Source organism: Pseudonocardia xinjiangensis (assembly GCF_050948425.1).
Taxonomy (GTDB): Bacteria; Actinomycetota; Actinomycetes; order Mycobacteriales; family Pseudonocardiaceae; genus Pseudonocardia; species Pseudonocardia xinjiangensis.
Map to the genome: position 1 here is coordinate 252,328 of NZ_CP192009.1, position 19,209 is coordinate 271,536.

General features: G+C 71.3%; 23 protein-coding genes and 1 tRNA gene. 6 read left to right on the forward strand and 18 right to left on the reverse strand.

Annotated features, from left to right (window positions below; genetic code table 11):
* Window positions 1–8: 8 nt before the first annotated feature.
* Entirely contained in the window at window positions 9–1,337 is a 1,329-nt protein-coding gene (locus ACQPZA_RS01200) for an amidase (RefSeq protein ID WP_433277604.1), read from the reverse strand.
* An 83-nt stretch (window positions 1,338–1,420) separates the two neighbouring features.
* On the reverse strand, window positions 1,421–2,635 hold the full coding sequence (locus ACQPZA_RS01205; RefSeq protein WP_169394627.1) for an amidohydrolase: 1,215 nt from the start codon (window positions 2,633–2,635) through the stop codon (window positions 1,421–1,423).
* Between the two features lie 92 nt (window positions 2,636–2,727).
* Between ACQPZA_RS01205 and ACQPZA_RS01210 the strand changes: the two genes are divergently transcribed.
* The 3 genes from ACQPZA_RS01210 (at window position 2,728) to ACQPZA_RS01220 (ending at window position 4,234) form a co-directional block, all read left to right on the forward strand.
* The gene (locus tag ACQPZA_RS01210; RefSeq protein WP_169394628.1) at window positions 2,728–3,249 is read left to right on the forward strand and encodes a tRNA adenosine deaminase-associated protein; all 522 of its coding nucleotides are present in this window, start codon (window positions 2,728–2,730) and stop codon (window positions 3,247–3,249) included.
* A gap of 62 nt (window positions 3,250–3,311) precedes the next feature.
* A complete protein-coding gene (locus ACQPZA_RS01215) occupies window positions 3,312–3,746 on the forward strand; it encodes a nucleoside deaminase (RefSeq protein ID WP_433283162.1) in 435 nt (144 codons plus the stop codon).
* Between the two features lie 62 nt (window positions 3,747–3,808).
* A complete protein-coding gene (locus ACQPZA_RS01220; protein WP_211173830.1) occupies window positions 3,809–4,234 on the forward strand; it encodes an NUDIX hydrolase in 426 nt (141 codons plus the stop codon).
* A gap of 36 nt (window positions 4,235–4,270) precedes the next feature.
* On the opposite strand, the gene ACQPZA_RS01225 is transcribed toward ACQPZA_RS01220, so the two are convergent.
* The 7 genes from ACQPZA_RS01225 to ACQPZA_RS01255 form a co-directional block, all read right to left on the reverse strand.
* Window positions 4,271–4,651, reverse strand: coding sequence for a type II toxin-antitoxin system VapC family toxin (locus ACQPZA_RS01225; protein ID WP_433277607.1), 381 nt, complete (start codon window positions 4,649–4,651; stop codon window positions 4,271–4,273).
* 16 nt (window positions 4,652–4,667) lie between these two features.
* Entirely contained in the window at window positions 4,668–5,417 is a 750-nt protein-coding gene (locus ACQPZA_RS01230; protein WP_433277609.1) for an amino acid ABC transporter ATP-binding protein, read from the reverse strand.
* Window positions 5,414–6,268, reverse strand: a complete 855-nt coding sequence (locus ACQPZA_RS01235) for an amino acid ABC transporter permease (RefSeq protein WP_433277611.1) — start codon at window positions 6,266–6,268, stop codon at window positions 5,414–5,416. Before ACQPZA_RS01235 ends, ACQPZA_RS01230 begins: the two co-directional genes overlap by 4 nt.
* Entirely contained in the window at window positions 6,265–7,125 is an 861-nt protein-coding gene (locus tag ACQPZA_RS01240) for an ABC transporter substrate-binding protein (protein WP_433277612.1), read from the reverse strand. The genes ACQPZA_RS01235 and ACQPZA_RS01240 overlap by 4 nt, the downstream gene beginning before the upstream one ends.
* 125 nt (window positions 7,126–7,250) lie before the next feature.
* Window positions 7,251–8,261, reverse strand: coding sequence for an amidohydrolase family protein (locus ACQPZA_RS01245; protein ID WP_433277614.1), 1,011 nt, complete (start codon window positions 8,259–8,261; stop codon window positions 7,251–7,253).
* Window positions 8,261–8,662 (reverse strand): metal-sulfur cluster assembly factor, encoded by a 402-nt coding sequence (locus ACQPZA_RS01250; protein ID WP_433277616.1) that lies wholly within the window; start codon window positions 8,660–8,662, stop codon window positions 8,261–8,263. Before ACQPZA_RS01250 ends, ACQPZA_RS01245 begins: the two co-directional genes overlap by 1 nt.
* A gap of 77 nt (window positions 8,663–8,739) precedes the next feature.
* The gene (locus tag ACQPZA_RS01255; protein ID WP_433277618.1) at window positions 8,740–9,489 is read right to left on the reverse strand and encodes an IclR family transcriptional regulator; all 750 of its coding nucleotides are present in this window, start codon (window positions 9,487–9,489) and stop codon (window positions 8,740–8,742) included.
* Window positions 9,490–9,664: 175 nt separating this feature from the next.
* Between ACQPZA_RS01255 and ACQPZA_RS01260 the strand changes: the two genes are divergently transcribed.
* Window positions 9,665–9,752 (forward strand) — tRNA-Ser (locus ACQPZA_RS01260).
* A 175-nt stretch (window positions 9,753–9,927) separates the two neighbouring features.
* Here ACQPZA_RS01260 and ACQPZA_RS01265 read toward each other — a convergent pair.
* On the reverse strand, window positions 9,928–10,692 hold the full coding sequence (locus ACQPZA_RS01265) for a class I SAM-dependent methyltransferase (protein ID WP_433277620.1): 765 nt from the start codon (window positions 10,690–10,692) through the stop codon (window positions 9,928–9,930).
* A gap of 517 nt (window positions 10,693–11,209) precedes the next feature.
* Here ACQPZA_RS01265 and ACQPZA_RS01270 point away from each other — a divergent pair.
* Both ACQPZA_RS01270 and ACQPZA_RS01275 read left to right on the forward strand, forming a co-directional pair.
* A complete protein-coding gene (locus ACQPZA_RS01270) occupies window positions 11,210–11,539 on the forward strand; it encodes a hypothetical protein (RefSeq protein ID WP_433277622.1) in 330 nt (109 codons plus the stop codon).
* A gap of 356 nt (window positions 11,540–11,895) precedes the next feature.
* Entirely contained in the window at window positions 11,896–12,864 is a 969-nt protein-coding gene (locus tag ACQPZA_RS01275) for an IS481 family transposase (RefSeq protein ID WP_433276210.1), read from the forward strand.
* Here ACQPZA_RS01275 and ACQPZA_RS01280 read toward each other — a convergent pair.
* The 8 genes from ACQPZA_RS01280 to ACQPZA_RS01315 form a co-directional block, all read right to left on the reverse strand.
* The gene (locus tag ACQPZA_RS01280) at window positions 12,861–13,739 is read right to left on the reverse strand and encodes an alpha/beta fold hydrolase (protein WP_433277624.1); all 879 of its coding nucleotides are present in this window, start codon (window positions 13,737–13,739) and stop codon (window positions 12,861–12,863) included. The genes ACQPZA_RS01275 and ACQPZA_RS01280 overlap by 4 nt on opposite strands.
* 51 nt (window positions 13,740–13,790) lie before the next feature.
* Entirely contained in the window at window positions 13,791–14,525 is a 735-nt protein-coding gene (locus ACQPZA_RS01285) for a class I SAM-dependent methyltransferase (protein ID WP_433277626.1), read from the reverse strand.
* Window positions 14,526–14,584: 59 nt separating this feature from the next.
* Window positions 14,585–15,112 carry a class I SAM-dependent methyltransferase gene (locus tag ACQPZA_RS01290; RefSeq protein ID WP_433283164.1) on the reverse strand — a complete coding sequence of 176 codons (528 nt, stop codon included), beginning with the start codon at window positions 15,110–15,112 and terminating at the stop codon, window positions 14,585–14,587.
* A 94-nt stretch (window positions 15,113–15,206) separates the two neighbouring features.
* Entirely contained in the window at window positions 15,207–15,653 is a 447-nt protein-coding gene (locus ACQPZA_RS01295; protein ID WP_433277628.1) for a RidA family protein, read from the reverse strand.
* A 340-nt stretch (window positions 15,654–15,993) separates the two neighbouring features.
* Window positions 15,994–16,974 (reverse strand): squalene cyclase, encoded by a 981-nt coding sequence (locus ACQPZA_RS01300; protein ID WP_433277630.1) that lies wholly within the window; start codon window positions 16,972–16,974, stop codon window positions 15,994–15,996.
* 9 nt (window positions 16,975–16,983) lie between these two features.
* Window positions 16,984–17,601, reverse strand: a complete 618-nt coding sequence (locus tag ACQPZA_RS01305; RefSeq protein ID WP_433277633.1) for a GDSL-type esterase/lipase family protein — start codon at window positions 17,599–17,601, stop codon at window positions 16,984–16,986.
* Window positions 17,602–17,665: 64 nt separating this feature from the next.
* Window positions 17,666–18,232, reverse strand: a complete 567-nt coding sequence (locus tag ACQPZA_RS01310; RefSeq protein WP_433277635.1) for a GNAT family N-acetyltransferase — start codon at window positions 18,230–18,232, stop codon at window positions 17,666–17,668.
* Window positions 18,229–19,056, reverse strand: a complete 828-nt coding sequence (locus ACQPZA_RS01315) for a methyltransferase domain-containing protein (protein ID WP_433277637.1) — start codon at window positions 19,054–19,056, stop codon at window positions 18,229–18,231. The genes ACQPZA_RS01310 and ACQPZA_RS01315 overlap by 4 nt, the downstream gene beginning before the upstream one ends.
* Window positions 19,057–19,209 lie beyond the last annotated feature (153 nt).

Consider the following 19,209-nt stretch of genomic DNA (forward strand, 5'->3'; position numbering starts at 1 on the left):
GCCGTCCGTCACTCTCTGGTGAGTGCCGACGCCACGCGCAGCACGCCGCGCTCCTCGAACCGGACACCGACGACCTGCACCCCCGCCGGCAGGCCGCCGTCGGCGACCTCCCCGGGCACCGACACGGCAGGCCAGCCCGTCAGGTTGAACGGCAGCGTGAGCGCGAGAAGCTGCGGCCGCACCGCCACGGTCGTGCCGGCGACCTCCACCTCCTCCGCACCGACGGGGGTGGCGCGCAGCCGGGTGGTGGGCAGCAGGAGAACGTCGAGATCACCGACGGCGGCCCGCATCACGGCCGCGAGGCGCCGCCTGGCACGCAGCGCGTCGACGTACTCCTTGGCGGGCTGCGCGGCCCACGGCAGGAGCCGCTCCCGCGTGGCGTCCTGGTAGTCCTGCGGTCGCTCGGCGAGCCACGCCGCGTGGGTGGCGTAGGCCTCGGCCCCGACGATCACCGGGTAGGTGGCGGCGAGCTCGTCGATCATCGGCGTGCTCACCTCGACGACGGACGCGCCGCGGGCCCGCAGCGTCTCGGCCGCGGTGGCCACCGCGGCGTCCAGTGCCGGGTCGAGGGCCCGCCAGTAGTCGTCGACGAGCACTCCCACCCGCACGCCGGCGACGCCGGGAGACTGGATCCCACCGCCGGTGCCGTCCGGCCTGCTGAGCACATCCCAGGCCACCGACGCGGCGTGCACGTCGGCTGCGAGCACGCCGACGTGGTCACACGTCTCCGACAGCGGGAACACCCCGTCGATGGACAGCGCGCCGAACGCCGGCTTCAGTCCCACCACCCCGCACAGCGCGGCCGGTGTCCGCACGCTCGCCCCGGTGTCGGTGCCCAGCGCGAGCGGGAGGTGTCCCGCCGCGATGGCCGCCGCGGAGCCCGAGGACGAGCCGCCGGTGATGCGCGTGGGGTCGTGCGGGTTGAGCGCGGGACCGGTGGCGGCGATGTCCCCGGTGGGGCCGTAGGCGAACTCGTGGGTGTGCAGCTTCGCCACCACGACGGCACCGGCTTCCCGCAGCCGTGCGACGACCGCGGCGTCGGCCTTCGCAGGCGGTGCGTCGGCGAGCACGTTGGAACCGGCCCTGGTGGGCAGCCCGGCCACGTCGAACAGGTCCTTCACCCCCACCGCCACACCGTGCAACGGCCCCCGCCACTCGCCGCGGGCGAGCTCGGCGGTGAGCGCGGCGGCCTGTGCCAGCGCCGCCTCCGCGTCGAGGCTGATCACGGCGTTGTGCGTGTCGGCGGCGAGCCGGTCGAGGATCTCGGTGACGTGCTCGACGGGGGAGAGCTCGCCGGAGCGCAGCGCCATGCCTAGCTCACGTAGGGAGGTGACCACCCGGCCATCCTGGCGCACGGCGTCCGCAGCGGTCTCGCGAACGTGCGGAGAGTGACGCAAGGGGCCACCAGGCAGGAGCTGCGTCAGGAGAGCGCGTCCAGCGCCAGCCCCGCGTAGACGGCGACGCCGTCGGCCATCGCGTCCTCGTCGAAGACCACGCGGTTGGAGTGGTTGGGGGGCGCGGCTCCGGGGTGGACGTCCGGCGGGCAGCCACCGAGGAACGCCAGCGCGCCGGGCACCTCGGAGAGCACGTACGAGAAGTCCTCGGCACCCATGATCGGGCTCTCCATCGTGACCACCCGGTCCGGACCAACCACGGCGTCGGCGAGGTGGCCGAGGCGCACGGCGGCGTCCGAGTCGTTGACGGTGACCGGGTAGCCCTGCTCGATGTGCACCTCCGCGGTGCAGCCGTGGGCCATCGCGGTGTGGCGGCACACGCGCCGGATCTCCTCATGGACGGTGGCGCGGGTCGCCTCGGAGAGCGTGCGCACGGTGCCCTCCATGAAGGCGGTCTCCGGGATGATGTTGTTGGTGGTGCCTGCGACGATCCGGCTGATCGTCACCACGACCGGCTGGTGGGCGCTCACCCGGCGGGTCACCGCCGTCTGCAGCGCACCCACCATCGCGGCGGCCGCGGGCAGCGGGTCGAGGGCGTCGTGCGGCGCCGAGGCGTGGCCCCCCCGGCCGCTGACCGTGACACGCACCGTGTCCGCCGCCGCCATCACCGGGCCCGGACGGACGTGCACCTCGCCGGCCGGCAGCGTGGCGCTGATGTGCAGGGCGTAGGCGGCGTCGGGCCGTCCGGCGGGCCCGGTGCGGTCGAGCAGGCCTTCGTCGATCATGTGCCGGGCGCCGTGGAAGCCCTCCTCGCCGGGCTGGAACATGAAGAGCACCCGCCCCGCCAGGTCGTGGCGCCGCGCGGCCAGCACCCGGGCCGCCGAGGCAAGCATGGCCACGTGGGTGTCGTGGCCGCAGGCGTGCATCGCGCCCTCGATCCGTGAGGCGAACGGGAGCCCCGTGTCCTCCTCCAGCGGCAGCGCGTCCATGTCGCCGCGCAGGAGCACCGTCGGCCCGGGACGCTCGCCCTCCAGCACGGCCACCACCGAGCTGACCGAGCGGCCGAGGTGCACCTGCAGCGGAAGGTCGGCGAGGGCGGCGACCACCGCGTCGCGGGTGCGCGGCAGATCGAGGCCGAGCTCGGGATGGCGGTGCAGCGCGCGACGCAGCGCCACCGTGCGTGGCTGGACGCCGCGGGCCTGTGAGCGGAGGGTAGTGATGAATGCGGCATCCGGTGGCATGGACCGAATCCTGGCAGCTCGGGGAGGTGACGTGCGAAACCTCTTCCCCATGTGGTTTGGAGCACAGTCGCTCGGAGGCTTACGGTAGTGGCATGGCGGTGCAGAGCATTGAGTCGCGCGCGGAGGTGCGTGAACAGGCCCTGCCCGGGTACGCCGTAGCGGCGATCCGGGAGGACGGGCAGTGGCGCTGCTCCCGGATGACACCCGAGGCCCTCGTCGACCTGGACACCGCGATCACCGAGCTACGGGAGCTGCGCTCCACCGGCGCGGTGCTCGGTCTGCTCGACGTCGACGACGAGTTCTTCGTCCTGCTGCGGCCCACCCCCGGTGGGATCTCGCTGATGGTGTCCGACGCCGTGGCGGCCCTGGACTACGACGTGGCCGCCGACGTCCTCGACCTGCTACGCCTGGAGCTGCCGCCGGAGGACGAGGCCCTCGACTCTCCGCCGTGGCCGGAGGGCGACCTCGCGATCCTCGCCGATCTCGGCCTGCCCGCCGACGAGCTCGAGGTGCTCGCCGGCGAGGTGGAGCTCTATCCCGACGAGCAGCTCGCCGCGATCGGCCGTCGCTGCGGCTTCGCCGATGCGCTCGCCGAGGTCGTCGACGCGCGGTGACGCCGGCGCGGGGCGCGGGCGCGGCGCGCTCCGGGCCCACCCCCTCCGCTTCGGATGAGGCGCTGGTGAAGCGCGCCATCGAGATCGCCACCGCCGCCCCGCGCACCGGTGACGTGCCGATCGGTGCCGTGGTCGTCGACGCCGACGGCCGTGAGCTCGCGGCGGCGTGCAACGGCCGCGAGGCCATGGGCGACCCCACGGCGCACGCGGAGCTGCTGGCGCTGCGGGCGGCTGCGGCGGTGCGGGGGGAGTGGCGCCTTGAGGGCTGCACCCTTGCCGTCACGGTGGAGCCCTGCACGATGTGCGCGGGCGCGATCGGGCTGGCCCGGGTGGCGCGGGTGGTGTTCGGCGCGTGGGAGCCGAAGACGGGCGCGGCGGGCTCGCTGTGGGACGTCCTGCGGGACCGCAGGCTCAACCACCGGCCGGAGGTGGTCGGCGGGGTGCTGGAGCGGGAGTGTGTCGCGCTCCTCGAGTCGTTCTTCGGGGGCTTCCGCTGAGCACCCGCGGTGTCGCGGGGAGAAGCGGTGGACGTTTCCGGCTGCCGCGCTAGCCTGCGCGAATGGAGCAGGCGGTGGTGCAGAAGACCCGCGTCGGGGCTTATGCGGTGTGCGTCCGGGACGGTGCGCTGCTCCTGGTCCGGTTCAGCCGCGGTGGGCGCTGGACGCTGCCGGGGGGCGGCCTGGACCACGGCGAGCGACCCGAGGACGCGGTCGTGCGCGAGGTCGAGGAGGAGACCGGACTGCACGTGGAGCTCGGCAGGGTGATCGGGGTCGACTCGTCGCGCTGGGACCGGGCCAGCGACGGCAGCCCGATCGACATGCACGCCCTGCACATCGTCTACACCGCGGAGGTGGTGGGCGGCTCCCTGCGCGACGAGGTCGGCGGCAGCACCGACCGCGCGGAGTGGGTGCCACTCGCGGACCTCGCCGACCGGCCCCACATCGGGCTGGTCGACATCGGGCTCGCCGCGGCCGGCCTCTCCTGACGGTCATTGCGCCTGGTCGTCCCCGGGGCCTGGCCGCTACACGGCCGTGGTCCGCAGCCCGACCGCTTCCGCTGCCGCGATCTGCCTGCGGTCGTAGGACAGCATGACGTCGGCGTTCAGCCGCAGCGCCGCGGCGACGTGCAACGCGTCGAGGCTGCGCAGGTTTCGCCCGGGCAGCAGACCGGCTTCCCGGTACAGCGATCGATCGGTCTCGAGGAGGTCGAACCGCTCGAGGAGGGCGGTGACGGCGGTCTGCGGGAGCCCGACTCGCACGGCGAGGCGGCGCAGCTCCGTCTCCAGTGCGAGACACGACACCGGGGCCTCGGGGAGCGCGTCGAGGTGCTCGGCGAGGCGCGCCGACGCCTCTTCCTCGACCAGCAGCTTCGCCGCCGCGGACGTCTCGATGTAAACGATCAACGGTCCCGCCGTAGCATCAGGCCAGCCGGCCCGCCGCGATCACGCGCGCCAGGAACTGCCGGGTCCGTTCGTGGACCGGGTCGCCCAGCACCTGCCCGGGCGGCCCGGACTCCAGCACGCGGCCGGCGTCGAGGAAGCACACCTGGTCCGACACCTGCTTGGCGAACCCCATCTCGTGGGTCGCCATGAGGATGGTGATCCCGCCGTCCGCGAGCTCCCGCACGATCGCGAGCACCTCGCCGACCAGCTCGGGGTCCAGTGCGGAGGTGATCTCGTCGAGGAGCAGCAGCCGCGGCTGAACCGCCAGGGCGCGGGCGATCGCCACCCGTTGCTGCTGGCCGCCGGAGAGGCGGTCGGGGTAGGCGCCGGCGAACCGTTCGAGCCCGACCCGGCGCAGCAGTTCGTGCGCCCGCTCGTCGGCCTCCGCGGCCGGCACGTGGTGCACCACCCGCGGCGCGAGGGACACGTTCTGCACCGCGGTCATGTGCGGGAACAGGTTGAACGCCTGGAACACGATCGCCATCCGGCGCTGCGCGGCGGCGACGTCGGCCCGGGGGTCGGAGACGTCCACGCCGTCGAGGAGGATCTGCCCGTCGTCGATCTCCTCCAGCAGGTCCACACACCGCAGCAGCGTCGACTTGCCGGAGCCCGACGACCCGATCAGCGTGACCACCCGGTGCTCCTCGACGGTCAGGTCGACGCCGTCGAGCACAGTCGCCGTGCCGTAGCGCCGGACCAGCCCGCGCACCTCGAGCACGGGGCTCACGAGGCACCCTGCCGGCGCGCCGCCCTGGCTGCCACCGCCTCGGCGACCCGGCCGGTCGGGATGGCGAGCAGCACGAACAGCAGCGCTGCCACCAGGTACGGCGTGAAGTTGAAGGTGCGGGCCGCCTCGATCTGGGCGGCCCGGATCGCGTCCACGGCGCCGAGCACGGAGATCAGCCCGACGTCCTTCTGCAGCGCGACGAAGTCGTTGAGCAGCGGCGGCAGCACCCGGCGTACCGCCTGCGGCAGCACGACCAGCCGCATCGACTGGCGGTGGCTCAGCCCCAGCGAGCGGGCCGCGGCCCGTTGTGACGGGTGCATCGACTCGATGCCGGCGCGGAACACCTCGGCCACGTACGCGGAGTAGACGAGGATCAACGTGATCGTGCCCAGCACGGCGGTGTCGGTCGGCACGCCCGAAAGCCGCAGCGCCGGCACCCCGAAGCCGATCAGGTACAGCGCGATGAGCAGCGGCAGCCCGCGGAACAGGTCGACGTAGCCGGTGGCCAGCGCACGCACCGGGAGGAACACCGGCCCGCGCAACGTCCGCAGCACGGCGATCAGCAGCCCCAGCACGAGGATCCCGATCTCGGCGACCACGAGCACCCGGACGTTGAGCCAGAGCCCCGCGAGCACCGGGGGCAGCGACGACCAGGCCACGTCGACGTCGAAGAAGGTGTCGCGGACCCGTGGCCAGCCCGGCGAGCTGACCACCCCGACGACGACCGCCCCGGCGAACACCACGGTGGACGCGAACGCGACCAGCGTGGAGCGTCGCGCCCGGGAGCGCCGGTAGGCCAGCCGGTCCCGGGCCAGCGGGCTCAGCTCCGGCGCGACGGGCGTGCCCCTCACTTCAGCGCCGGCGCCGACCCCGCCGAGGCGAGCCATTGCTGCTCCAGCGCGGTGAGGGTCCCGGCGGATCGCAACCGCTCCACGGCGGCCGAGACGCAGCCGGTGAGCGCGCTGCCCTTGTCCAGCACCGCGCCGAACTGTTCCGGGGTGCCCGATCCGGCCGGCAGCTGCCCGACGATCTTGCTTCCCTGTAGCTCCGCCGAGGTGATGAAGAACGCCGTGGGCAGGTCGACGACGATCGCGTCCACCTGCCCGTTGGTGAGTGCCAGCTTCGCGTCGTCGTTGGTGTTGAAGACGGCGGGCTGCGCGGAGGGCTTGATCTGGTCGACGATCGCCTCGTAGCTGGTGGTGCCGACCTGCGCGCCCAGCCGAGCGTCCTTGAGCCCGGCGACGGTGGTGGCGCCGGCGAACGGGCTGGACCCGAGGGCGACCACCGCCTGCTTGACGTCGTAGTAGGGCGCCGAGAAGTCGACCGCCTGCCGACGCTCGTCGGTGATCGAGAACTCGGTGAGGTTCAGGTCGAACGCCTTGGGCCCCGGCTGCACGGCCGCGTTGAACGGCACCCGTGCCCAGGTCACCTTGTCGCGGGGGTACCCCAGCTCGCCGGCGATCGCGTAGGCGACAGCGCTCTCGAAGCCCTTGCCCGACGCCGGGTCGTCGTCGATGTACCACGGTGGGTAGACCGGCTGGTCCGTGCCCACGGTGAGGATCCCGTCGGTGCGGGTCGGGAGCGCCCCTGGCGTGCAGGTGGCGGCTGTGGCCGGTCCGCTGTTCGTGTCGGCGGGTGCGCAGCCTGCGACGGCGAGGACGGCGGCGGCCGCCACGAGCAGGCGCCGGAGGGGAAGCGGGGAGGGCACCGGCAGATTCTCGCCTGTGGGCCGGCGGGGCGTCGATGATCCCCACCCCGGCGACGCGCGTGGCGCCGACCCGGGCCCGGGCACGCACCCCGCTCCGCGCCCGGGCCAAGGCCCGCCGGGGGAGGTCAGTGCGTCTGGGGCCGGCCCAGCCGCTCCACCGTCTCCGCGACGTCGAGGCCGTGCAACCGCAGCAGGTTCTCCCCGAGGATCTTGTGTTTGGCCTGGTCGGTGAGCTGCGGGTAGCCGTAGCCGTCGCAGAGGTCCTGCGGGATCTGGAAGTCCATGAACGCCTTCAGCGCCCACTGCGGATGGAACAGCGGGGCCTCGGACCCGTACACGATCTTGTCCTCGCCGCACCAGAACAGCAGCTTCCCCATGATCTCGGCGAACATCCGTGGTGACCGCCGCACGAAGTTGATCGTCGCGGCGATCGACGCGTAGAGGTTCGGGTAGCGGATCAGCTGCCAGCACGTCTCGTCGATGAACGGCAGTCCGACGTGGTAGATCACGAAGTTGATGTCCGGGAAGTTGGCGGCGGCACCGTCCATGTCCCAGGTCTGGGTGTGTTCGATCGGCTGCGGGCCCAGCGGCACGCCCTTGTGCACGCCGATGAGGTTGACGCCCAGCTCCTGGGCCTTCTCGAAGATCGGGAACGCGACCTTCGGGTCGTCCATCCGCCAGGGGATCGGCTGCCCGAAGTCGTAGCGCACGTTGTAGAACTTGAACGCCTTCGCCCCGAACTCGCCGACCTGACGCTCCATGAGATCGACGGCTTTCCGGCCTTCGAGGGGGTTCACCGACCCCCAGAAGACGGTGCGGTCGGGGTCGCGCGCGGCGAGCTCGGTGCACTCCTCCCAGGGGGAGAGACCGTCGCGGTAGAGGTCGGTGAGCGGCAGCGGCATCGCCACGAGCATGTCGGTGTCGGACTGCTCGTAGACCATCTCCCGGACGTCCGCGGGGCTCCAGTCCTTGAGGAACTCCTCCGGTGACAGCTTCGTCGCGTCGTCCGGGGTGAGGGTGGCGTGGAAGGCGTAGAGGTGGTTGGAGAACATCTCGGCGGGCTTGCCGTAGGCGTTCTTGGGGTCGAAGTTGAACGGGTGCGCCACCCCGTCGAACACGAACGCGTCGCCGATCATCAGCTGGCCTCCTCGACCTGGGAACGGTGCGCCGCGACGTAGGCATCGCGGTCGGGCACGGCAGTGGGGGCGGGCAGGAAGCGGAGCTTGCGCACGGCCGACTCGGCCAGCCGGTCCGTGGTCCACGCCTCGTCCCAGACGATCTCGACCTCGGCGCTGTCCACCCCGGGCTGCGCCGCGATCGCCTCCTCCACCTCGGTGAGCACGCGCGAGGCGAACGGGCACCACCCCGAGGTCAGGAGCAGCTCGACCCGGGCGTGGCCGTCCCGGAGCGCCACCGACCGGAGCAGCCCCATCTCGACCACCGAGATGCCCTTCTCCCGGCAGCACGGGTCGTAGACGTCCGACAGGGCGGCGATCGCCCACTCGGGAACGGCCGGGGGCGCGGCGTGCGAATCCATACGATGATCGTGTGACGCCGGTCTCAATGACGGAAGAGCGGTGATTTCAGATGGTGGGCCGCCCGGTCAGGGCAGCCTCACTCCAGCGTGAGCGCCCGGGCGACCCGGGACGCGCCCGCGCTCAGCGTCTGGCGGAGCGCGGCCCGGCGCCGCAGAGCTGCGGGCGAGGCGACGAACCCGAGCGAGCCGGCACCGTCCTTCGTGGTCACCGGCACGGCGAGGCAGCAGACGCCCACGGCGTACTCCTCGTCGTCGACGGCGAGGGCGCCCGGGGCGGGCAGGCGGTCGCCGAGCCTGCGGCGGTCGACGACCGTGTGGGGAGTGAGGTCGTGCAGCGGGTGCCGGGCGAGGTAGTCCTCCCGGTCCGGGGCGGGAAGCTGGGCGAGGATCGCCTTCCCCAGCGCCGTGGCGTGGGCGGCGTGGTGGATCCCGACCCAGAGGTCGATCCGGGGGGCCCGCGGGCTGTCGATGATCTCGACGATCACGATCTCCCCGTCGACGTGCCGGGCGAGGTACACCGCGCTGCAGAGCTCGTCGCGCAGCCACTCCAGCGCAGGACGGGCGCGCGCCACCCCGCGGGCGGCCGTCCCGTGGCTGCGGACGACGTCGATCCGGTGGCCGAGCACGTAGGACCCGTCGTCGAGGCGCTGCAGATAGCCCTCGTGGGTCAGGGTGCGCAGCAGGTGGTAGGCCGTGGGGAGGGGCAGACCCGTGGCGCGAGCGAGTTCCTTGGCGTGCGCCCGCCCTTCCCGCTCGGCGACGACCTCCAGCAAGCGCAGCGCACGCTGCACCGACTGGATGAGGGTCGGACCGCTCTGCTCGCCCACGTCACCGCTCCTTCGCGGGAAGTCCCGTTCGGAGCGTGGCAGAACCTCGCCGACTTGGGAACGACTTGGGAACGGCCGCCGCCGCTCCGCGCGCTCGCCCTGGTCCTTCACAGGGTCCCCGGGGTCTGCGAGGACCGTGCGCAGCGCGCGGACGGGACCTTGTAAGCTCATCGGCGGTAGCGTGTCCGAGCGGCCGAAGGAGCACGCCTCGAAAGCGTGTGAGGTGCAAGCCTCCGTGGGTTCAAATCCCACCGCTACCGCCACTGAACAGGGCGAACGCCGGGCCTTCCGTTGAGGGAGCGCCCGGCGTTCGTCGTCTGGTTGCAGTTCTGGTTGCAAGTCGCGACCCCGCTGCTGGGCGCGAGAGCACCTGGTGGAGGCGCGGGCGAAGCGCTCAGCAGTGCGTCGACGCCCACGAACTGACCAAGACAATCGCAATCAGTCGGCCTTGAGGACGAAGAACAGGAAGGCCAGGAAGCGGGTGTCGGACAGCGTGGCGAAGTCCTCCGGAAACCTCTCCGGGGCCCCGGGCACGGCCGGCGGCTCGCTGATGACCTCGATCCGGAAGCCGGCCGCGGTGAAGGCGTCGGTCATCGCGTGCAGCGGCCGGTCCCAGAAGGTCAGCCGGGTGCTGCCGCCGCCCATCGTCCACTCCTCGGTGCGCTCGGTGACCCCGAAGTACTTCGCCTTCTCCCCCGCCAGGCGCCTGAGAAGAGCGAGGGCGAACGGGTGTTCGACCGAGGCGATGAGCCGCCCGCCGGGGACCAGCACGCGGTGAAGCTCGGCCAGGGTCGGTCCCCAGTCGCGCAGGTAGTGCAGCACCAGGGACGCAACGACGTCGTCGAACGCGGCGTCGGCGAAGGGCAGCGGCTCGGCCAGGTCGGCGACCCGCAGGTCGGCGTCGGGGCCGAGTCGGCGACGAGCCACCTCCAGCATGCCCGCGCTCGCGTCGATGCCGGTGACGACGGCGCCGCGGTCGCGCAGTGTGGCGAACAGGGGCCCCGCGCCGCACCCGGCGTCGAGGATCCGCCGCCCGGTCACGTCGCCGGCGAGCTCCAGGACCGCGGGCCGCTCGTAGTGGGCGTTCAGGAGGCTGACCTCGTTCTCGGCCGCGTACCCCTCGGCGATGGGGTCGTAAGCGCCTCCACCGGCCGGCTCAGCGATACGCGCATGATCTTGTGAATCCGTAGTCACGCGGCTCATCGTGGCAGCCCGCGCTCGGCCACTTCTCGTGACGGATCCGGATCGTTGCGCGGTGGTGCCCCCGTCGATGGACTCCACAGCAAGCCGCCCACCTGATTGGCAACGTCGCGTCGTACTGCAGCGACAACGTGTTGGTATCGCGCCGCCATCGCGGTGCTGGACCAGCCCATCACTGACATGACCGTTCGCCCGCAGGAGAAGCCGCTTCCACTCCGATCCCGGGGAACAGGTGCACGTTCACCGCGACGCGGTATCCGGCGAACATGTTCTCCCGCACGAATGGAGCGGCGATGTTCTCGACCCGGTGCGTGAGGCACTCCTCGACCGTCCACGCCCGGCCCGGCTTCCGCACCGAGCCGCGGGCTGAGTCTCTGTGGGGTGCGAGGTGAGAATTGCGTCTATGAGCGCCTCGGAGGTTGTAGCGGTCGATCTCACCTCAGACGAACGGTATCTGTTGCGCCGAGGGCTGGGTGAGTGGGGCGGATCCGCGAGTCCCACGGATGATCTCGCCCGGGCTATGGGTTTCGTCAGCAAGGAGGACCTGTGGCGGGGCGAGGGACGCAGACTGCGGGAGGCGCTGGACCACGGGGAGCCGTTGACGAGGCCGCAGTGGTGGAAGGCGTTGCTGGCCACGGAGATCGTCTTCTCGAGCACCGTGGTGGGCGCTGGGTGGGACTGGACGATCACCACTGGCCTTCCCGATGAGGAGACGATCAAGCTCCTGCGGGAGGTGCAGCGGAAACTGGCCCGCGCACTACGGATTCCTGCCGCCGCCGAAATGGCCCCTATGGGACCAAGGCGCCGCCTCCGGCGGCGCGGGCCGGACACGCTGGCGGGTCATGCGTGATCATCCGCGGACCGTCCGTGATCTCCTGAGGCACCAGTCCGGCATGTCGTGAGACACCCGTCCGGGGTGTGTTGAGACTGGACACCACCGCTACCGCCATCCTCACCAGGCGAAACGCCAGGAAGGTCCACCCGGACCGGACCGGTGTCTTTGCTTCTTTTGCCCTCCGGCTCGCCCGCTCCTGCCTCCGGTCCGCGTTCGACCGGCGGTGCAGCTACCCGGCCCTGCGGCGTCCGGCCACGCCGAGCTCTAGGTGTAGTGCCCATGAGCGTTGTTGACGGCGTGTCGGCTTGAACATGGGGAGACCTCCGGGCGAGGTGTGAGTTGTCGACGCTCACCACCTGCACGGAGGTCTCATGGCCCACCGTAATGCCCGCCTGACCGTTCACGGCCGCATGCTGCTGATCGAGCGCGTGTCGGCCGGTCGCCCCGTCGCTCACGTCGCCGCGGAACTCGGGATATCCCGCGCGACCGGCTACAAGTGGTGGGCCCGCTGGCGCGCGGAAGGACCCCGCGGACTCCTCGACCGCTCCAGCCGCGCCCACCGCATCCCCCACCGCACCCCCGACCAACTCGTCCAGCAGATCGTGGCGCTGCGGGTCGAGCGCAAGCTCGGGCCGGCCCGCATCGCCCCACTGGTCGAGCTGCCCGCCTCCACCGTGCACGCAGTCCTCACCCGCCACGGACTGTCCCGGCTGGCCTGGCTCGACCGCCCCACCGGCACGCTGATCCGCCGCTACGAACGCGCCCGCCCCGGCGAGCTCGTGCACGTGGATGTGAAGAAGCTCGGCCGGCTGCGCGAGGGCGGCGGCTGGCGGGTCCACGGCCGCGACAGCCTCGAACGCCGCCGCGCCCGCTACCGGTCCCGGGTCGGGTTTGACTACGTCCACGCCGCGATCGATGACCACACCCGCCTGGCCTACGCCGAGATCCACCCCGACGAGAAAGCCGACACCTGCGCCGGGTTCCTCCGCCGCGCCGCCACCGCGCTCGCCGCCCACGGCATCCACCGGATCGAACGCGTCATGACCGACAACGCACTGGCCTACCGACGCTCCCACGCCTGGCGCGACGCCCTGGCCGACCTCGGCGCCACCGCCCGGTTCACCCGCCGCTACCGACCTCAAACCAACGGCAAAGCCGAACGGTTCAACCGCACCCTGCTCGAGGAATGGGCCTACCAGCGCCCGTTCACCAGCAACACCGACCGCGCCGCAGCCCTACCGGGCTGGTTACACACCTACAACCACCACCGCGGCCACACCGCCCTCGGCGGCCACGCACCCATCAGCCGCGTCAACAACCCAGCTGGGCATTACATCTAGGGCTGCCGCGATGCGTCCGCCGCGACACCAGCAAGAACCTGCGCGATGACGTCCGGGCGCTCTCGCCAGGGCTGATGGCCGGCATCGGCCACCTCGTAAAACCGCGCCTGCGGCAGGACCCCGGCCAGGGCCCGAGGGCCGTCAGCGGGCCTCGGGTCGGCCTCGCCGTGAACGATCCACACCGGGCACTCCACCGCGCCCCACCGAGCGCGCTCCTCGTCGTTGCTCCACGCGCTGGTCTCGGCGCTGAATGCGCGGTTGCACGCCATGTTGAGCGGCAGGGGGGTACGGGCGTCGACGCTGGCCCAGTCCCTGGCCGTCTCCGGGTCGACGAAGTCGGGGAGCCACGACAAGGTGCGCCATTCGACTTCCTCCGCCCAGGTCCGGTCCCTGGCCTCCAGCTCTTCCCGTCTCTCGTAGTCGGCATCGCTGAGCCGCGCCCGCTGCCGGGCCTTGTACGTCGCCCTGTGCGTCGACCATCCGATGCCGACGCCACTGCAATAGATCAGGGCTGCGACCCTCTGGCCGTGGGTGGCGGCGTACTCGATGCCGAGCGTTGCACCGAAGGAGTGGCCGAACACGTACCAGCGCTCGTAGCCGAAGTGCTGGCGTAGCTCGTCGAGGTCTGCCACGTAGCGGGCTAGGTCGTAGCCGTCGCTGGCCGAGGATCGGCCACAGCCTCGCTGGTCGTAGCGGTGTGTCCGGAAGGTTCCGTCGACCATCTCGGACACGGGTTCGAGGTAGTCCCACATGCCGGCGCCGCCGTGCAGGAAGACCAGCCCAGGTAGATCCTCCTCGGCAGGACCAGCCGCCGTAGCTACCCACAAGGCAGCGCCGTCGCTCATACGAACCATGTCCTCGGAGACGTCAGGCACGCCCGCACGGATACGAAGACCCCTGCTGGCTCCGCCCATACCCGGCACTGCTCAGAGATCCAGGGTGGGGTACACGATGAACACGAACTCCAACCCCGGCCGGTCGGGCGCGTCACGCACCTCGTCGACCGCGTATCCGTGGCGCTGGAGGTCATGCTCGATCTCTGCGCGGTCCCGGAAGCGCAATGTGCTGTCCGAGGTGAGGACGGCACCGTCGGACTCGAACACCCACGTGTGGCGGAAGCTGACCAACGGCAGGTCCACGCCGGTCAGCTCCACCCAGGTCTCCACCGACCCGACCCCATCGATCTGAACCCGGCGCCACGACTCCGCTCTGGTCCATTTCTCCCAGGCCCGGCGGCCCGGATCGCGAGTCTCGAACACGAAGCGGCCGCCAGGACGCAGCGCCGCGAACGTGCGACGCAGCATCTCTTCCCAGTCGGCCGGCTCGATGATGGCCTGAGCAGCGTTTCCGGTCATCAGCACGAGATCGGCGGCTGCGGTCGGGAGCACCGATGCGTCACCGAGGATCCAGCGCACCCGATGTGCACCGGGCTGGGCCCGGGCGTACTCCAGCGACCCGGCAGCAGGGTCGACGCCCGTCACGGCAATCCCCGACCGGGCCAGCCGGCGCGCCAGCAGCCCGGTTCCGCAGCCCAGGTCGATCACAGCCTTCGGCCTGATCTCGTCGATCATCGCGGCGTACACGTCGAGGTCCCGGCGATCGGAGTCGAGGGCGTCGTAGATGGAGACGAGGCGCTGGTCTTCGAAGATCGCATCCGGCATCCCGCGAGACTCCGGGCACCGACAGCGGGAGGACAAGCGAGTAACGGGCGGCAGCGTCCTCAGGAGAGGCGTCGCGCGCAGATGACGGCGTCGACACCGGTGCCCGCCACAGCGCGCGGGCGGTCCTCGGCGACGACGAACTCCCAGCTGGCGGGATCGAGCGCAGCGACCGCCTCGTCGACGGAGACCTGCACCTGACCGGCCGCGGGGGTGGCGGCTCCGGTGGCCGGGTCGATCGGGCGGTGACCGACGAAGAGCAGGGTGCTGCCCGGCGCGACCCCCGTCGCCATCCGGTCCACCATCTCCTCCACCGACCCCGCCACGTGGACGTACAGGCAGGTGACGAGGTCGTAGTGTCCAGGCTGCGGGGTCCAGGTCGCGAGATCGCCCTCGACCCAGTCGATGCGTTCGGCGACGTCCGCGCCGATGGCTTCGGCCGTCGACCGGGCATGAGCCAGGGCGGTCGCGGAGAAGTCGACCGCGGTGACGTGCCATCCGCGCGCAGCGAGCCAGAGCGTGTCGGACCCGTGACCACAGCCCGCGTCGAGGGCGATACCGGGACGCAGGTACCCGGCCGCCTCGGTCAGATGGTGTTCGGCGGACGCTTCGCGATGGCGTCCCCGTGCCGGCGCAGGGCTTGCGACCAGCGTTCCTCCCAGAAGCCCCGATCGAACTCCGCGGTCACGACGTCACCTCGGTTTCCGGCTTCGCGGACCTTCCCTGATCGCGGACTGCCGCGATCGCCTCGACCTCGACCAGCTGGTCGTCGTAGCCCAGCACCGTGACGCCCATGAGCGTGCTCGGGACATCGTGGTCGCCGAAGGCGTCCCGTACGACCTCCCACGTGGCGACGAGGTCGGCCTGGCGGGAGGAAGCGACGAGAACCCGGGTGCTGATCACGTCCCCGATCGTCGCACCGGCCTCGGCGAGTGCTGTGCGCATGTTCTCGACGGCTTTGGCGGCCTGCCCGGCGTAGTCGCCGACAGCGGCGGTGGTGCCGTCCGCGTTCAGCGGGCACGCCCCGGCGAGAAAGATCAGCCGAGCGTCAGCCGGTGCGGTCGCGGCGTAGGCGTACTCGGCGACGTTGGAAAGGGACTTCGAGCGGATCAGGGTCACGGCCTTGGTCATCGATTCCCACGCTAGCCGATCTTCTCGACATGGACTGACGACTCTCCCCACCGCAGGTTGGAGGCGATATGGCAACGCGCTTTATATTCGCCGGGGCAGCCTTTGACGTGCCGCTACCGTCGCACGGTGACTGCGGCCGCTCGCTCTGCCGTCCTCCGTCATTTCCGTTGGGAGAGAGGTGTGGTGCAGTCTTCCTGGGGACGTCGATCATCGTCGATCAGCTCGACGCGGGCGTCCGCGCAAGTCTGGGCCGCGTGACTTCCATCGTGACCGCCGACGAGTTGGGCGACTCCCCGGGTGACTGACGCAGTACACCCCGCCCGGAACGCGTCGCGGGCGGCTAGGGGGCGTGAAAGTCCCACCAGGCCAGCACCCGCGTCCCGGACAGGGTCAGCCACTTCGACGGCTCGCCCGCCGGCACGTCGACCTCGAACCACACCCGCCCGGGGTGCCTGCGGGCCTGGAGCCACGTGCCGTCCGGCTGCCTGGCGGCACGGATGAGCTCGATCGCGTCAGCCATGCGTGGGTCCGGCGCCGCGCCGTCGAGCAGTGCCGCCTCGCGGAAGTACTCACCTGCGTTGAGCACGTTGTAGAACCAGCGGTACGGGTAGGCGAAGCGCCCTACCCACGGGGCCACCGGTTCGCCCGTGGAGAGACGCCGGAAGAGCCCGCGCTGCAGGAGGTACTCCTCGCCGGCACGCCGGGCAGCGCGCGTGGCGTCCGTGCCTCCGGTGGCGACGTCGTAGGCGAGCAGTCCCTTGAGGGAGTTGAGCGTCGAATGGAACGACGATCGCGTGGAGCCCTCGACCCACTCGCAGTTCCAGCCGCCGTCAGGCAGTCGATGCTCGAGGAACCAGTCGACGATGCCGCTGATGTCGGCGCCGAGCCACACACCGTTCGCGAGTGTCACGCCGTTGATGCAGCAGTCGACCTCGCCACCCCAGTACGGCAGGTTGTCGTACTCCCACCGACTGTTCTCGGCGAGAAGCTCGGCCGTGCGGCGCTCGCGCAGCACCGCGGAGTCGAGACCCCATTCCCGCAACGAGGCGAGCGTCCACGTCGTCGCCGTCCAGGGCTGCCCGCCGTCGTCTGCCGCGTCAGGATTCTCGAAGTCGAAGTCCGCGGGGAAGTACGCGCCGCCCGCCCATTGCCCGTCCGGGTCCTGCAGCGCGAGGAGGCGCGCGCCGAAGCCGGTGATCGCGATCTTCGCCCGCGTCGCTTCCCAGACGTCGGGCGGTTGGTCCCCGAGATCGCGCTCGACCTGCCAGCACAATGCCGGATCGGAGTCGCGGAGCCACGCGATCAGGGCCTCGGTGACCATGGAGCGACCCTAGTGCGATTGCCCCATGAGTGCCGCGATCCACGTCTGCCACTGGGGGAGCACCAGATCCGCGAGCAGCGTGTAACCCCCCGCCCCGGGGTGCGCCCCGTCGCCCCGTCGGACCTCGCCCATCCACCGCGGTTCCGCCGCCAGCAACTCGAACGTCTCCACATACGGCACCGAGGCCTCCCCGCAGACGGCGCGGAACAGCTCGCTGAGTGTCTCGATCCGCTGGTTCTGCTCCGGATCGTCCACCGGCGGCGGGCCGACGACCAGCAGCGGGAGCCGGGCCGCAGCGGCGCCGTCGATGACTGCGCGCAGGTTCGCGACGCTGCGCGCCGTGCGCACCCGCTGTGTCCCGCCCTCGACGGTCGTGTCGTTCACGCCGAACGAGACGACCAGCCGCTCGTCACAGCCCGGCGCCCGACGCGCGGCCACCTCTGCGGGCCAGCGCCGGCAGACGTCCTCGCTCGTGTCCCGCCGGACCCCCAGGTTGTAGGTGGTGAGCGGGACGCCCGCCTGGTGCGAGCGCGCCGCCAATCGGCCGACCCAGCCCCGATGGTCCGGGTCACCGACACCGGCGACGAACGAGTCCCCGACGAAGAACACACGTCGGTCGGTGATCATCCCTCCACTCTGGCCCCCGCACCGGGACCGGACCAACCTCGTATGCCGGGAGGTGCGAGCCGGCCTACGCCGTGAGGTCCTTGTGGAAGATCTTGTAATCGCAGGGGGTGGCGAGCAGGGGTGCCAGGTGGGGATAGGACTCCTCGATCTCCCCGGTGCCCACCACCTTGTAGCCGATGCGGCCGTACCACCCCGCCAGGAACTGCTTCGACGGATGCGTCCAGTCCTGGGGCACCAGCAGTTCGAGCTGCATGACGGAACAGCCGGCGTCCCGCCCGGCCTGCTCGGCGAACCGCACGAGCTCCCGGCCCACGCCGACGCCGCGGTGCGCGGGGTCGGCCGCGAGCATGCCGAACTCGTACACGTCGCTGTCGAGGCGCTGGACCCGGACGCACCCCAGGGTCTGTCCGCCCGAGCGGGCCACGACGATCTCTCCGGCACGGATGAGACCGGCGAGCTCCTCGACGGTGGTGCGGGTGGTGCCGTCGATCCACAGCCCGTCCTCCGCGACCGCGTAGACCACGTTGACCAGGTCGGTCAGCGTCGACACGGTGCCGGTGTCGTCGGCCGCGGCGGCGGGGAGCGTCTCGATCTCGAGCCCGGTTGTGGACGGCCTCCGAACTCCGGTCATTCTCCGTCTTCTCCTTTTCGGCCCAGCGATACCCACATCGTGAATGCGACCAGGAAGTCGCCGCGTTCGGCGGCTCGATCCACCGAGTCGAAGAACGACTCCAGCAGCTGTTCCGGGATCAAGTCAACCACTCGTGCCCGCTTCGGGTCGAAGAACGCGAGGACGGTGGCCGCGTCGGTGGGCGAGGTGAAGCAGACGGTGACGGGTGAGGCCGTCACATTGCGCAGGCCGGCCTTCACCATGAGCGAGCGCGCAGTCCGCCCGGCGGTGGACAGGAGAATGTTCGACGACCGGACGGACGGGTCGTCGAGATGTGCGAAACCGTCATGCGTCAGGGACGGCCAGTCCGTGTCGATCACGCAGACCCGGCCGCCCGGGCGGGTCACCCGTACCAGTTCCGCGATCGCCGCGCCGGGATCAGCGAGGTGCTGGAGCACCCGTTCTGAGCGAACGCCGTCGAAGTGGTCGTCCGGGAAGTCGAGGGCGGTGACGTCGCCCACGACGTAGGTGACCGGGCCACCGTCGTGCCGGGCGTGAGCCGCGGAGATGACGTCGGCCGAGTTGTCGAGGGCGACCACCGACCCTCGTGGGCCCACCACCGAACCGAGGTCCCGCGCGACCTCGCCCAGCCCGCACCCCGCATCGAGCAGCCGTTCCCCCTCCGTCGCCGCGAACAGGTGGGAAGCGGTGGCGCGCATCCGCCGGATCTCGGGGTTGCTCGCCGTGCCGCTGAGGTACTCGATGACATGTCCCTTCAGCTCCTCGGAGCTGCGGTCGATGTCCGAAAAGGACGCGGGTAAAGATTCGCGTGCTGCTGTGCTCATCTCGGGGCTTCCTCTGAGCAGGTACGGGGTGAGCCGATCCTACGGTGCCGGAAATCGCTGTCCGAGAGAAATGAGACGAAGCGCTGCCTTTTCGGCCGGATATTCCCTTTGGCCGTACGGGATGACCGAGGTCATCGGGCTCTGTCCGGGCGG